The following is a 13,125-nucleotide window of genomic DNA, read 5'->3' as shown; positions in this document are numbered from 1 at the left end:
GGGCCTCACCGCTGCTCGGACTCGCGTTCGATCGGTGCCACGCGCAGCGGTGTCAGGCTCGCGTCGGTCAGCGCGACGACCGAGCGCGCGGCCTCGAACTGCAGCCCGCGCCGGCCGGAAGTGCCGAACGTCGCCATCGTCAGCGAGGCCTCGCCGCCCTGCGTGAAGACTTCGATCGATGACGCGTCCACGACGATGTCGAGCTGGATCCGGCCGTCGTCCGGTTCCACCGGCGCGGTGCGCACCTCGCGATACTCCGCAGGCATCTCCCGGGCGACCGCGTCGGCGTCTCGGGCGGCGAACATCGCCCCGGCGCCGAAGTCGTAGCCGACCGTGGCGAAGCTCCCGTCGCCGGTGAGCACCTTCACCCGCAGCTCGCCGCCGTCGCTGGAGGCCGTCACCCGCAGGCGGTAAGCGCCCGACGCCGGCACGTCGACGTCCACCGTCCGCTCCGGGTCGAGTCGCGCGTCGTCGATCCGCTGCGGCGCGCCTTCGAGCTCGCGCAGCTCCGCCGCCGGGGTGGAGTGCAGCGCCTCCCGGCCGCCCTCGGCGCGCAGGGTGACCGTGCGGACGAGCGTGTCGGATCCGCCGTGCCACTGCGGCCCCGGGAGGCGGCCCGCATACGCCCAGTTGTTCATCCAGGCGATGCTGTAGCGCGAGGCCAGCTGCTCGTCCCGGTCCAGCCGGGGGTCGGCCCACGTGACGGCGGCGTAGTAGTCCGGTCCGTGGTCGAGCCACTGATGGCCGGCGCCGTTCGCGGTGAAGCGATCGCCGTCCCAGTCGCCCACCCAGTAGGCGGTGCCGGTCGTCCTGCCCTCGGCTGCGCCGTTCGCCCCCGCGACGAGCACCCATCGCACGTGCGCAGGGTCGCCGTCCACCGACATCGGGAACAGGTCGGGGCACTCCAGCACTCCGAGGCCCGTCGTGGCGAAGTCCGATGCGTACGTCCAGTCGCGCAGGTCGGGAGAGGTGTAGAAGCCGATGCGCTCGTGCTCCGCGAGCGCCATGACCCAGTGCCCGGCGGCGTCGTCCCAGAAGACCCGGGGGTCGCGCCAGTCGGCGGCGCCGGGATTGTCCATCACCGGATTCGCGTCGTACGACTCGAAGCGGTAGCCGCCGTCGCGCGAGAAGAAGAGCGACTGCCGTTGGACGCCGTCGACCTGTTGCGTCACCAGGGCGATCACGGCGCCGGCCCCGAACCCCGCGGTCCCCGCCTCGTCGACGACCGCGGTCCCCGTCCAGATGTCGCCGAGTCCGTTCGCGTACTTGTCGATCGCGACGCCCTCGTCCTTCCAGTGGACGAGGTCCGTCGACGTCGCGTGGTACCAGGCGGTGCCGTTCCCCTCGGGGTGGTCGGCGTTGTAGAGGTAGTAGTAGTGCCACACGCCGTCGAGGAGGAACGGCTTCTGGGGATCGTTCATCCAGTTCTTCTCCGGCGTGAGGTGCACCGACGGCCGGTGGGGCGACCAGTCGGCGGGTCGCGGGGGACCGTCCGCCGCCGGTGCGGTCGCGGTGGGGCGCTCGCCCGCGTCGTTCGAAGACACGCCGACGGCGATCACGGCACCGAGAGCGAGGGCGACCAGGGCGAGCACGGCGGCGGCCAGCACGGCGGCGCGCCGATGTCGGACCCGGGATGGGGTGACGGGAGCGGGCATGGCGGTTCCTTCCGGTGTCGGTCCGGCGCCTCGATGACGACGGGGACGGATGCCTCGGCACGAGGCCGTGCCGAGGCATCCGTCGTGTGCCGCGTGGTCAGCGCAGTGGCTTCTCGTTTCCGCCGGGGTTGACGTTGATGTTCGCCGGGATGTCGGCGTAGCCGCCGAGCCCGCCGTTCCCGTAGGAGTAGTCGACCGCCGACGAGGCGCCGTCGATGTCGATCTTCACCGTCGGGGCGAGGGTGCCGCCGCGACGGAAGTCTCCCTCGGTGCCGATCGTGTCGATGAAGGACTGCACGAGCCCTCCGGGCATGACGTAGTGCGAGTACGCCTGGAAGTGCCCGATCGGCTGGTTGTAGTCGGGCGCGAACGGCTGGCCGCCGGCGAAGTTCAGGTTCGTCGGGTTGCCCAGTGCGAGACCGGAGCCGGCGTTCATCGGCTGGTAGTCGCTGCGGATGCCGTCGCCGACGAAGCCGTAGACCCCCTCCGGTCCGTCGATGCCCGCCGCGAACGTGCCGCGGTGGCTGATGGTGAAGAGGTAGTACTTGCCGTCCTTCATGTAGATCTGCGGACGCTCGGTCTGGTCGGTGACGCAGTTGGCCGACAGGATGGGCGGCAGGAACTCCCACTCGGTGAGCTCCTTGTTCTTCGCCTTCGCGAGACCGACGTTGCCGATCTGGAACGTCGCGCCCGACGCGTTGACCTCATCGACGGTCTCGGCGAAGGGGTCGCCCTCGCGGTAGCCGAGGTCGTCCGCGTCGCACGTCGCGGACTCGCGGGGCATGGCCGAGTTGCCTTCGAAGACCATGAACGTCTCACCCGGGTGGGCCGGGTCCTCGAACGTGAACGGGTCGCGGAAGTTGAAGAACTCGTTCTGCGCGCCGGTCTGGTAGTACGTGCCGTCGGCCTGGAGCAGGTCGATGACCTCGTCGAATCCGGTCAGCTTCACGCCGTTCTTGTTGGCGTGCACCTTGCCGACGCTCAGCGCGATGCGCGGGTCGTACGGCTTGAGGTTGTTGCCGGCGGCGTCGCGGTAGAACGCGACGTCGGTGAAGAACAGCTTGATCTCGCCGCCCTTGGAGATCCGGGCGGACCCCGACCACTGGGTCTGGTGGCTGTAGGACTGGTCCTCGAAGATGCGGCCGGTCACGCCTTCGTCGAAGACGAGCCCGCCGTACGTCCAGCCGCCGTTCTCGGGACGCTCGTCGGCGGGCACGCCCGCCGGGCGGTAGAAGTAGCCGATCTTCGCGAACACGTGCCGCTCGTCGAAGACCAGGCTGCGGTCGGCCACGAGCGAGAAGATGATCTCCTGGCCGTTGACGCTGTACTGGTCGGCGTTCTCATCGGTCAGCGGCCACGAGTCCCAGACCCAGACCTGCTCGTTGCTCATGTCGGGGAAGTCCTGAGGGACGGCCGGCATCGTGAGCTCGGCCGGCATCGAGTTCTGCTTCGAGCCGGCAGTCGGATCCGACAGGCGCTTGAGCTGCCGCGCGTCCGCGCGGGTCCACTTGGCGGTGAAGTCGGCTTCGGGGGCGTACGCCTCCTGGGTGTGGACCGTCGGTTCCGGTCCGTCCTGGAGGTCGGGCAGTGCGGTCGCGGTGGCGGGACTCGCGACGGCCGCGGCCGGCAGGCCGACCAGTGCGGTCACCGCGACGGCCACCGCCGTGACGCCGCCGGTGAGGACGCGCCGGACGCGCTTCGGGGGAGTTCTCATTTCAGGGGGCTCCTTCGTCGAACAACGATGCAAATCGATTTGCATCGTTTCCATGGTGACAGGTCCGACGCGAGACCGCATGTCGGACATTCGGGGGACACGGCGCCTCCCGGATCTGCCACTTGACGCCGGGTGGCGCGGCGGTTCATAATCGACTCCGAGCGATAAATCGATTTATCACAAGGAAGTGTCGACATGGCGAGGGCGCGCATCTCTGACGTGGCGGCGGCCGCCGGCGTCTCGGTGACGACTGTCTCCCTCGTCATGAACGGCGTCGAGGCGCGGATCTCGGAGCAGACCCGCAGCCGCGTCCGCGAGGCGGCGCGCGCCGTCGGCTACGCGCCGAGCTCGGTGGCCCGCGGGCTGCGCACGCAGCAGACGCGCACGGTGGGACTCATCTCCGATCAGATCGCCACCACGCCGTTCGCCGGGCGGATGCTGGCGGGCGCGCAGGACGCGGCTCGGGAGCAGGGCCATCTCGTCTACCTCGTCGACACCGGCGGCGACGCGGCCATCGAGAGCGAGGCCATCAGCGCCCTCACCGCGCAGCAGGTCGACGCGATGATCTACGCGTGCATGTGGCACCGCGTCGTGGACGCCCCGGCCGGCCTGCCCGCCAAGACGGTCTTCCTCGACTGCCGCCCCGCCGGCGGCGGCTTCCGCAGCGTCGTCCCCGACGATCGCGCCGGAGGCGTGGCGGCGGTCCGCGAACTCGTCGCCGCGGGTCACCGTCGTATCGCGTACATCGACACCGACGAAGACGGCCCCATCGCGTCGGGCCTCCGCCACGCGGGCTACCGCGAAGCGCTCGCCGAGGCCGGCATCCCCGTCGACCCGGCGCTGCACGTGACCGGCGAGACCTCGGCACGAGGCGGTCGCGCCGGTGCCGATGCGCTCCTTCAGCTCCCCGAGGATCGCCGGCCGACCGCGATCTTCTGCTTCAACGACCGCATGGCGGCCGGCGTCTACATCGCCGCGCATCGCCGCGGCCTCGACATCCCGCGCGATCTGTCCGTCGTCGGCTACGACGACCAGCAGCTCATCGCCGCGGAACAGGATCCCCCCTTGACCACCATCGCGCTGCCCCACTACGACATGGGCCGCTGGGCGATGGAGGTCGCGCTCGGCGTCCGCGCGGAAGGGGATGAGGACGCCACGCATCTGATGGAGTGTCCCGTCATCCGACGTGACTCCGTGGGCCCGCCGCCGGCGCAAGTCGCCAAACCGAACCGGCGACGGGCTTCACACACCGAGCGGCCGCCACAGGCGGCCCCCGATCGATGACCCACGCGGGCGTGGGTCACCAAGAAAAGGAAACCACAACAATGCGCAGAAGGAACCCGATCCTCGCATCGGCCGGCCTTGTCGCGGCCGTCGCCCTCACCGGCTGCGGCCAGGCAGGGCAAGGCGACTCGACGACCTCGGACGGTCGCACCCAGCTCACCATGTGGACCCATTCGGCCGGCAATCCGGCCGAGCTCGAGGTCTACGAGCGGATCATCTCGGACTTCAACGACTCGCAGGACGACTACGAGGTCGTCCACGAGTCCTTCCCGCAGGGCGCCTACAACGACGCGATCGTCGCCGCCGCAGCCTCCGGCGACCTGCCCTGCCTCCTCGATCTCGACGGACCGATCATGCCCAACTGGGCCTGGGCCGGGTATCTGCAGCCGCTCGAGCTTCCGACCGCGATCACCGACGCGCTCCTGCCCACCGCGGTCGGATCGTGGGACGGCGAGATCTACTCGGCCGGATACTGGGATGCCGCGCTCGGCATCTTCGCCCGCGAGTCCGTCCTCGAGGCGAACGGGATCCGCATCCCCACCGTCGACGAGCCGTGGACGGCCGACGAGTTCGGCGAGCTGCTGGCGACCCTCAAGGACGCCGGCTACGACACGCCCATCGACATCGGCGCCGAGGACACCGGCGAGTGGTGGCCGTACGCGTACTCGCCCTTCCTGCAGAGCTTCGGCGGCGACCTCATCGACCGGTCCTCGATGCTCTCCGCCGACGGCGCGCTGAACGGACCGGACGCCGTCGCCTGGGGGGAGTGGTTCGCCGGGCTCTTCGCCGACGGCTACGCGAGCAACAGCGGCACGATCGGCAACCAGGAGTTCGTGGACGACGAGGTGGCGCTCAGCTACACGGGTGTCTGGAACGCCGTCGCCGCTCTCGAAGCCGTCGGAGACGACCTTCTGATCCTGCCCCCGCCGGACCTCGGCAACGGCCCCAAGATCGGCGGCGGGTCGTGGCAGTGGGCGATCTCGTCCGAGTGCAACGACGCCGACGGCGCGCGCGAATACCTCGAGTTCAGCTTCCAGGACGAGTACATCACCGAGTTCGCCGACAAGCAGGTCGTGATTCCGGCGACGGATGCCGCGGCCCAGGCATCCGAGTACTTCGGCGACGACGGTGCCCTGCGCCCCTTCGTCGAGTTCTCGCAGGAGTACGCGGTGCTGCGTCCCGAGACACCCGCCTACGCGGTCATCTCCAGCACCTTCGAGTCCGCCGCGAAAGACATCATGAGCGGCGCCGACGTGCAGCAGACGCTCGATCGCGCGGTCGCCGAGATCGACGCGAACATCCAGTCGAACGACGGCTACGGCTTCCAGTGATCGACCGCCCCGGCGAGGGCGGCGCCCTCGCCGGGGCACTCTTCAGAGAGATCTGCCATGACTGTCACTCCTCCGACGGTCGCCGCCGAGCAGCCTCGGCGCGCCTACCGTCGCTTCCGCTCCATCAAGGGTCGTGAGACGTGGGCGGGGCTCGGGATGATCGCCCCCGCCGGCATCCTCCTCGTCCTCTTCCTCATCATTCCGGTGATCCTCGCCTTCGCGCTGTCGTTCACCAACGCACGGCTCATCTCGCCGAATCCGCCGCGGTTCGTGGGCATGGACAACTTCATCCGTGCGTTCACCGCCGACCCGGTCTTCCTCCAGTCGGCGTGGAACACCGCGGTCTTCGCGCTCGTGGTCGTGCCGGTTCAGGCCGGGCTGGGGCTGCTCCTGGCCGTCCTGGTCAATCGGCGCATGCGCGGTGTGACCGCGTTCCGCGTGATCTTCTTCATCCCGGTCGTGACCTCGATCGTCGTGGTGTCGATCCTGTGGAAGTTCATGTACCAGAAGGACGGCCTCATCAACTCGATGATCGACACGCTGACGTTCGGCGCGTGGTCGGGCGTGGATTGGCTGAACAATCCTGACACCGCGCTCGGCGCCATCATCGTGCTGTCGATCTGGCAGGCCGTCGGCTTCCACATGATCATCTGGCTGGCGGGACTCCAGACGATCCCCGAGGAGCTCTACGAGGCGGCCAAGATGGACGGCGCGAGCCCGTGGCGCCAGTTCACCAACGTCACGTGGCCGGGGCTGCGTCCCACCATGGTGTTCGTCCTCGTGACCATCACGATCGCCGCGCTGGGCCTGTTCGTCCAGATCGACGTCATGACGCAGGGCGGGCCGACGGGCTCGACATCCACGATCGTCTTCCACGCGGTGCGCAAGGGGTACGAGCAGCAGGAGATCGGCTACGCCGCCGCGATCTCGCTGATCTTCTTCGTCGCGGTCCTCATCATCGCGCTCATCCAGCGCCGCGTCACGCGAGAGAAGAGCTGATATGTCCGCCACGCGCACCCTCACCACACCGGCGAGCCCGTCGCGGCGCATCCCACGCGCGCCGCAGCCGGTCCGCAGCGAGAAGGCTCAGCGCCGTCGGGGGCGGGTGTTCCTCGTCCTCGCGCTGTCACTGTTCGGGATCGTCTTCCTGTTCCCGCTGGTGTTCATGTTCGTCTCGAGCCTCAAGCCCGACGCGCAGATCCTCCAGGACATGGACTCGCCGATGGCCTTCCTGCCGGTCGGCGACATCAGCCTCGACAACTACTTCGGCGTCTTCGACCGCGTGCCGGTGGCGCAGTTCCTGTTCAACTCGGTGCTCGTCACGGTCCTCACGGTCGGTCTCGGACTGATCGTGAATTCGATGGCCGGGTTCGCCCTGTCACGGCTGGAATGGAAGGGCCGGATCGTGGTGCTCGCCGTCGTGATCGCGACCCTGATCGTGCCCTTCGAGACGATCGCCGTGCCGATGGTCTACTGGGTCGCGCAGCTGCCCACCCTCGTGATCGAGGGAGGTGTCCTCAAGTACGACTTCGGGTGGCTGAACACGTACGAGGTCCAGATCGTGCCGTTCATCGCGAACGCCTTCTCGATCTTCCTGTTCACGCAGTACTTCTCGACGATCCCGAAGTCGCTCGACGAGGCCGCCCGCATCGACGGCGCGAGCTGGTTCACGATCTATCGCCGCATCCTGGTCCCGCTGTCGGGTCCGGCGTTCGCGACGGTCGCGATCCTGACCTTCCTGCCGGCGTGGAACCAGTATCTGTGGCCGCTGATGGTGGTGCAGAAGGAGGAGCTGCGACCGGTCATGGTCGGGATGCAGTACTTCTTCCAGCTCAACACCGCGTGGGGCGAGGTGATGGCGTACACGTCGCTCATCACGATCCCGGTGCTCATCGTCTTCCTGGTCTTCCAGCGGGCGTTCGTGAGCAGCATCGCGGCGAGCGGGGTGAAGGGATGACGGCCCCGGTTCCGGCTCCCGGCGATGCGCATGCGCCGCGCGGAGCCCTCGAGCGTGCGGCGCCGGCCGGGCCCCGCGTCGTCGTGGTCGGCGAGGCGCTCGTCGACATCGTGCACCGCGCGACCGGGGCTGTCGACGAGACCCCCGGCGGCAGCCCGGCGAACACGGCACTCGCGCTCGGGCGTCTCGGCCGCCGGCCGACGCTGATCACCCGGCTCGCCGACGACGACAGGGGCCGCAGAGTACGGCAGTGGCTGCAGGCGTCGGACGTCGAGGTCGTCGCCGCCGGTGCGGCGCGCACCGCGACCGCGACCGCGCACCTGGACGCGACGGGGGCGGCTTCGTACGAGTTCGACCTCGACTGGGACCTCGGGCCCGAGGCATCCTCGCTCACGGACCGCGTCGCGCGGACCGCGGACCTCGTCCACGTCGGCTCGGTGGCGGGCGTGCTCGCGCCCGGTGCGGCGCAGGTGGCGGCGCTCGTCCGGGCCGCGCGCGCGAACGCCGTCATCACGTACGACCCGAACATCCGGCCGTCGCTCTCCGCCGACGAGTCGCGGGTACGCGCGCAGGTCGAGACCCTCGTGGGCCTCGCCGACATCGTGAAGGCGAGCGACGACGACCTCCGCTGGCTGTACCCCGGGCGCGAGGTCGCCGACTCCGCCCGGCAGTGGCTGACGCACGGCCCGCTGCTCGTCGTCGTCACCTTCGGCTCCGGCGGGGCCCTCGGTGTGACCGCCGGCGGCGAGGTCTTCGTCCCGGCCGTCGCGACCGACGTCGCCGACACCGTGGGCGCCGGCGACACGTTCATGGGCGCCCTCATCGACGGATTCCTCGAACGGAATACACCCGGCGCCCCGGTACGGGCGCGGGGGAGCGGCATCCCCCTCGCCGACGTCGAGGCGCTGCTCGGCCGGGGTGCCCTCGCCGCGGCCGTCACCGTGTCGCGGCCGGGCGCCGATCCGCCCCGTCGCGATGAGCTCCTCGCCCTGGGCGCCGCCTGACGGCACCGACTGACCGCACGTCCGACCACACCGTCTGCCCGCACCGACCTCGCGGCCCCTGGCCGCACCATCTGCACGTCGCGCGATCCAGCGATCCGCGCGCACGACCTCGAAGGAATGCTGTGTTCGATCTTCCCGGCTCATGGGTATGGGACTTCTGGTTCGCCGACGACGGCGACCGCTACCACCTGTTCTTCCTCTACGCCTCGCGCGCGCTGCGCGATCCCGACGCCCGCCACCATCGCGCATCCATCGGCCACGCCGTGTCGACCGACCTCGTCCACTGGACACAGGTCGAGGACGCGCTGGTGCGCAGCGACGCCCCTGCCTTCGATGACCTCGCCACCTGGACCGGGTCGGTGGTGCGGCATCCGGACGGCACCTGGTTCATGTTCTACACGGGCGCGTCGCTCGCACCGTCGGGCAAGAACGTCCAGCGCATCGGCTACGCGACGTCGTCCGATCTGCACGTGTGGACGAAGGCCGGAGGCCCGGTGCTGGAGGCCCGGGGTCCGTGGTACGAACAGCTCTCGAGCGGCGCCTGGCACGATGAGGCGTTCCGCGATCCGTGGGTCTTCCCCGATCCCGCCGGCGACGGCTGGCACATGCTGATCACCGCCCGCGCGCCGCAGGGCCCGGTCGAGGGCCGCGGCGTCGTGGGGCACGCCTGGTCGCCCGACCTGCGCACGTGGACGCTGCGCGAGCCGCTGACGGCGCCCAGCCCGGCGGGGTTCGGCCAGCTCGAGGTGCTGCAGGCCGAGGTCGTGGACGGGCGGCCCGTGCTCATCTTCTCGTGTCTCGGCGAACATGCGACCGCAGCTCGGCGCGAGGCCGGCGCGGGGACCTGGGCCGTGCCCGCGGACGGCCTGCTCGGGCCGTTCGACATCGAGGCGGCGTACCCGCTGACCGACGAGAGCCTCTACGTGGGGCGGCTGCTGCGCCGCCGCTCCGACGGTCAGTGGCTGCTGTTCGCCTTCCGCAACGTCGGTGACGACGGCGCCTTCGCCGGCGGCGTCACCGACCCGATGCCGGTGGTGTGGGAGGGGGATCGGCTCGTCCGCCAGGACTCCACCCGCGTGCCGGCTGCCTGACCCGCCGGAGCCGGGGCTCAGCGGACGGCCCCGGCTTCGGTCCCCACGGGATCCACGTGTCCGCCCGAGAAAGGATGACGATGGTGTCAGCTTCACGACGCGGACCGGTGCGGATCGCTGCCGCAGTGCTCGCGGTGACCGGTGCGGCGGTGGCGGGTGGTCTCGCCGGCGGCTCGCGAGAGGACTCGGCCGCGGCCTCCGAGCCCGCCGACTCCTACCGCGCGCAATACCACTTCACCGTGCCGGACCACTGGAAGAACGACCCGCAGCGGCCGGTCTTCATCGACGGCCGGTTCCACTACTACTACCTGTACAACGGCGACTACGACGCGGACCCCGCCGCCAACTTCGGGACGGCCTGGCGGCTGGCCACGTCCTCCGACGGGGTCGTCTTCGCCGACCAGGGCGTCGCCGCGCCGAAGGGGACCAACGCGAACTACGACCTGTGGTCGGGGTCGGCGGTGGTCGACCACGCCGACACCGCCGGATTCGGGGCGGGCGCCGTCGTGATGCTCGTGACGCAGATGGACCACCCCACTCCCGCCCAGCGGCTCGACGCCTCCGGGCCGCAGGCGCAGTTCCTCTGGTACTCGACCGACGGCGGGCGCAACTTCCGCCCGCACGGCGAGGATCCGGTGATCCCCAACGGCGGTCGTGCGGACTTCCGCGACCCCAAGGTGGTGTGGGACGCCGAGCGCGGGCGCTGGGTGGCGCTGATCGCCGAGCGCGACCGCGTGAGCTTCTACACCTCGCCCGACCTCACGTCGTGGTCGCGCACCTGGGAGTACGTGAACCCGGGCATCGGCACGATCGAGTGCCCGGACCTGTTCCCGATCCGCGCCGACGACGGCACCCTCAAGTGGGTCTTCGGCGTGAGCGCCAACGGCTACGCCACCGACGAGCCGGCCACCTTCGCCTACTGGACGGGCTCGTTCGACGGCACGTCCTTCGCGTTCGATCACGCCGCGCCGCAGTGGCTCGACCACGGATTCGACTGGTACGGCGCGGTGACATGGGAGAACCCGGACGCGCCCCTGGACAGCCGATACGCCGTCGCCTGGATGAACAACTGGGACTACGCGCACTCGACGCCCACCTGGACCGCCGACGGATTCAACGGCACCGACTCGATCACGCGCGAGATCCGCCTGAAGCGATTCGGCTCGTCGTTCAGCCTGGTGTCTCAGCCGGTGGCGGCGCTCGCCGACATCGCGACCGAGCGGACCGAGCTCGGCGACGTCACCGTGGACGGCTTCCTTCCGCTGGACTACCGCGGCGACGCCTACCAGCTGGAGGCCGACGTGACGTGGGAGACCGCGACCAACGTCGGGCTGCAGCTGCGGCGTTCGTCCGACGGCTCGCGGCACGCCGATGTCGGCGTGACCGAGACGTACGCGTACCTGAACCGCGGCCAGACCGGGTACCCGGCCGGAACCTGGAAGACCGAGAGCCGCACGCCGTTCGACGGGGCCGCGGACACCGTGCACCTGCGGATCCTCGTCGATCGCACCACGATCGAGGTGTTCGTCGACGACGGCCGCTACGTGCAGTCCAGCCAGGTCTTCGCGCCCCGGGGCGATGACGGAATCGCTCTCTACACCGCGGGCGGGCACGCGACCTTCCGGGATCTCACGATCACCGAGTTCGCCAGCGTCGCGCAGCGCCCCGCAAGACTTCTCGCCGACTTCGAGGGGGCGACGTGGGGAGAGGGCTGGACCGCCACCGGCGCCTTCGCGGCGGCCGGCCCGAGCGCGGCGAACCTCGTCGGGCAGGTGGGCGCGCAGGTCGCGGACACCTTCGCCGGCGGCGATCCCGCCACCGGCACCGTCACATCGCCGGGCTTCACGATCGACCGCGACTTCCTGCACTTCCTGCTCGCCGGGGGCGACCACGCGCTGGGGGTTGAGCCGGCCACCTCGGTGCAGCTGCTGGTGGACGGACAGCCCGTGCGCACCGCCACGGGGGACGACTCCCCGCGGCTGCGACCCGTGAAGTGGGACGTGCGCGAGTTCGCCGGCCGGACCGCGCAGTTCCAGATCCTGGACGACGCGACGGGAGAGTGGGGTCACGTGATGGTGGATCACGTCGTGCTCAGCGACTGACGGGATCGCAGGCCCTCGCCCCCGGGCAGTTTGAGATGTGAGACTTGCAGTCTCTAGAGTTGGCCCTGTGCCCGGCGCTGGGAAGTCGGGCGCGACGATCCGCGCGCCTCGTGGCGACAACGGCGGTCTGGTCGGTGCCGGGGCTGGGGACCCCGGCACCGCGACCTCCCGGTGTCGACCAGGCGGGTGACCGGCGGTGGCGGGATAATCGGGGCATGCCCCCTTCCGTCCCCCGTTCGCGGCGACCTGCGGGGCAGACCCGCGCACTGATGCTGCAGGCGGCGGTCGAGAAGGTCCAGACCGAGGGGCTGCTCGTCGACTACGCCAACATCGAGCTCGAGGACCTGATCCGCGTTTCCGGAGTGCCGAGATCGACGGTGTTCCGGATCTGGCCCGATCGCGTCGCCTTCATCGCCGACCTCGTGAGGGCCCTGTTCGAAGCGGACCCCGGCTTCGACACCGGGTTCGACGAAGAGACGCGCGACCTGCTGCAGCGGGCCGTCGTCGAGAACGCCGACCCGATGCGCACGTTCGAGGGCCGGCGTGCCGGGCTTCGCGAAGCGCTCCGCGTGACCGTCGCCCACAACATCGTCACCGTCGAGCACACCGTCGCATGGCGGGCGTACCGGACGATGTCGGCCGCTCTCGCAAGCGGTGACGCGGTGCCAGGCGGCTCCGAGATCCGCGCCCTGCTGTCGGAGATCGAGGGCCGGTACCTCGACCGCATGGCGGAGCTCTACCGCGCCCTCAACGACGCGTTCGGCCTGAGGATGCGCCAGGGGCTCTCCGAGCGCGACCTGGCGGTGGCGGTCATGGCCGTGATCGAGGGCATGAGCGATCACAGTCGCATCAATCCTGCGATGGCAGGCGCCCCGCGCGTGGTCTCGCTGGGCCCGGAGCCGCCCGGCGAGTGGCACCTCGCCGGGATAGCGGTGTACGGCGTCTACACCGCGTTCACCGAGCAGGCACGCGACTGACCCGGGTCCG

General features: G+C 70.2%; 10 protein-coding genes. 8 read left to right on the top strand and 2 right to left on the bottom strand.

Annotation, left to right across the window (positions count from 1 at the left end):
- Positions 1-5 precede the first annotated feature (5 nt).
- Both IM778_RS13465 and IM778_RS13460 read right to left on the bottom strand, forming a co-directional pair.
- Positions 6-1,655 carry a glycoside hydrolase family 32 protein gene (locus IM778_RS13465; RefSeq protein ID WP_194409358.1) on the bottom strand — a complete coding sequence of 550 codons (1,650 nt, stop codon included), beginning with the start codon at positions 1,653-1,655 and terminating at the stop codon, positions 6-8.
- A gap of 97 nt (positions 1,656-1,752) precedes the next feature.
- The gene (locus IM778_RS13460) at positions 1,753-3,369 is read right to left on the bottom strand and encodes a glycoside hydrolase family 68 protein (protein ID WP_194409357.1); all 1,617 of its coding nucleotides are present in this window, start codon (positions 3,367-3,369) and stop codon (positions 1,753-1,755) included.
- A gap of 195 nt (positions 3,370-3,564) precedes the next feature.
- Here IM778_RS13460 and IM778_RS13455 point away from each other — a divergent pair, with 195 nt between their 5' ends.
- The 8 genes from IM778_RS13455 to IM778_RS13420 all read left to right on the top strand — a co-directional run bounded on the left by IM778_RS13455 (position 3,565) and on the right by IM778_RS13420 (position 13,115).
- A complete protein-coding gene (locus IM778_RS13455) occupies positions 3,565-4,653 on the top strand; it encodes a LacI family DNA-binding transcriptional regulator (protein WP_194409356.1) in 1,089 nt (362 codons plus the stop codon).
- A gap of 41 nt (positions 4,654-4,694) precedes the next feature.
- Entirely contained in the window at positions 4,695-5,984 is a 1,290-nt protein-coding gene (locus IM778_RS13450) for a sugar ABC transporter substrate-binding protein (RefSeq protein WP_194409355.1), read from the top strand.
- A 57-nt stretch (positions 5,985-6,041) separates the two neighbouring features.
- The gene (locus tag IM778_RS13445) at positions 6,042-6,983 is read left to right on the top strand and encodes a carbohydrate ABC transporter permease (protein WP_228484557.1); all 942 of its coding nucleotides are present in this window, start codon (positions 6,042-6,044) and stop codon (positions 6,981-6,983) included.
- A gap of 1 nt (position 6,984) precedes the next feature.
- Positions 6,985-7,941 carry a carbohydrate ABC transporter permease gene (locus IM778_RS13440; protein ID WP_194409354.1) on the top strand — a complete coding sequence of 319 codons (957 nt, stop codon included), beginning with the start codon at positions 6,985-6,987 and terminating at the stop codon, positions 7,939-7,941.
- Positions 7,938-8,945, top strand: coding sequence for a PfkB family carbohydrate kinase (locus IM778_RS13435; protein ID WP_194409353.1), 1,008 nt, complete (start codon positions 7,938-7,940; stop codon positions 8,943-8,945). The genes IM778_RS13440 and IM778_RS13435 overlap by 4 nt, the downstream gene beginning before the upstream one ends.
- Positions 8,946-9,067: 122 nt before the next feature.
- Positions 9,068-10,036 (top strand): family 43 glycosylhydrolase, encoded by a 969-nt coding sequence (locus IM778_RS13430; protein WP_194409352.1) that lies wholly within the window; start codon positions 9,068-9,070, stop codon positions 10,034-10,036.
- Positions 10,037-10,116: 80 nt separating this feature from the next.
- On the top strand, positions 10,117-12,138 hold the full coding sequence (locus IM778_RS13425) for a glycoside hydrolase family 32 protein (RefSeq protein WP_194409351.1): 2,022 nt from the start codon (positions 10,117-10,119) through the stop codon (positions 12,136-12,138).
- A gap of 215 nt (positions 12,139-12,353) precedes the next feature.
- Entirely contained in the window at positions 12,354-13,115 is a 762-nt protein-coding gene (locus IM778_RS13420; RefSeq protein ID WP_228484556.1) for a hypothetical protein, read from the top strand.
- Positions 13,116-13,125 lie beyond the last annotated feature (10 nt).

This window comes from Microbacterium cremeum (assembly GCF_015277855.1).
Classification (GTDB): domain Bacteria; phylum Actinomycetota; class Actinomycetes; order Actinomycetales; family Microbacteriaceae; genus Microbacterium; species Microbacterium cremeum.
The sequence above is the reverse complement of the archived record's forward strand: the minus strand, read 5'-3'. Positions and strand labels throughout refer to the sequence as shown.

What these genes read in the sequence shown, in the direction of transcription:
- IM778_RS13465 (WP_194409358.1), bottom strand. Translation starts at nt 1,655, where the DNA reads ATGCCCGCTCCCGTCACCCCATCCCGGGTCCGACATCGGCGCGCCGCC.
- IM778_RS13435 (WP_194409353.1), top strand. Translation starts at nt 7,938, where the DNA reads ATGACGGCCCCGGTTCCGGCTCCCGGCGATGCGCATGCGCCGCGCGGA.
- IM778_RS13420 (WP_228484556.1), top strand. Translation starts at nt 12,354, where the DNA reads ATGCCCCCTTCCGTCCCCCGTTCGCGGCGACCTGCGGGGCAGACCCGC.
- IM778_RS13450 (WP_194409355.1), top strand. Translation starts at nt 4,695, where the DNA reads ATGCGCAGAAGGAACCCGATCCTCGCATCGGCCGGCCTTGTCGCGGCC.
- IM778_RS13445 (WP_228484557.1), top strand. Translation starts at nt 6,042, where the DNA reads ATGACTGTCACTCCTCCGACGGTCGCCGCCGAGCAGCCTCGGCGCGCC.
- IM778_RS13425 (WP_194409351.1), top strand. Translation starts at nt 10,117, where the DNA reads ATGGTGTCAGCTTCACGACGCGGACCGGTGCGGATCGCTGCCGCAGTG.
- IM778_RS13455 (WP_194409356.1), top strand. Translation starts at nt 3,565, where the DNA reads ATGGCGAGGGCGCGCATCTCTGACGTGGCGGCGGCCGCCGGCGTCTCG.
- IM778_RS13440 (WP_194409354.1), top strand. Translation starts at nt 6,985, where the DNA reads ATGTCCGCCACGCGCACCCTCACCACACCGGCGAGCCCGTCGCGGCGC.
- IM778_RS13460 (WP_194409357.1), bottom strand. Translation starts at nt 3,369, where the DNA reads ATGAGAACTCCCCCGAAGCGCGTCCGGCGCGTCCTCACCGGCGGCGTC.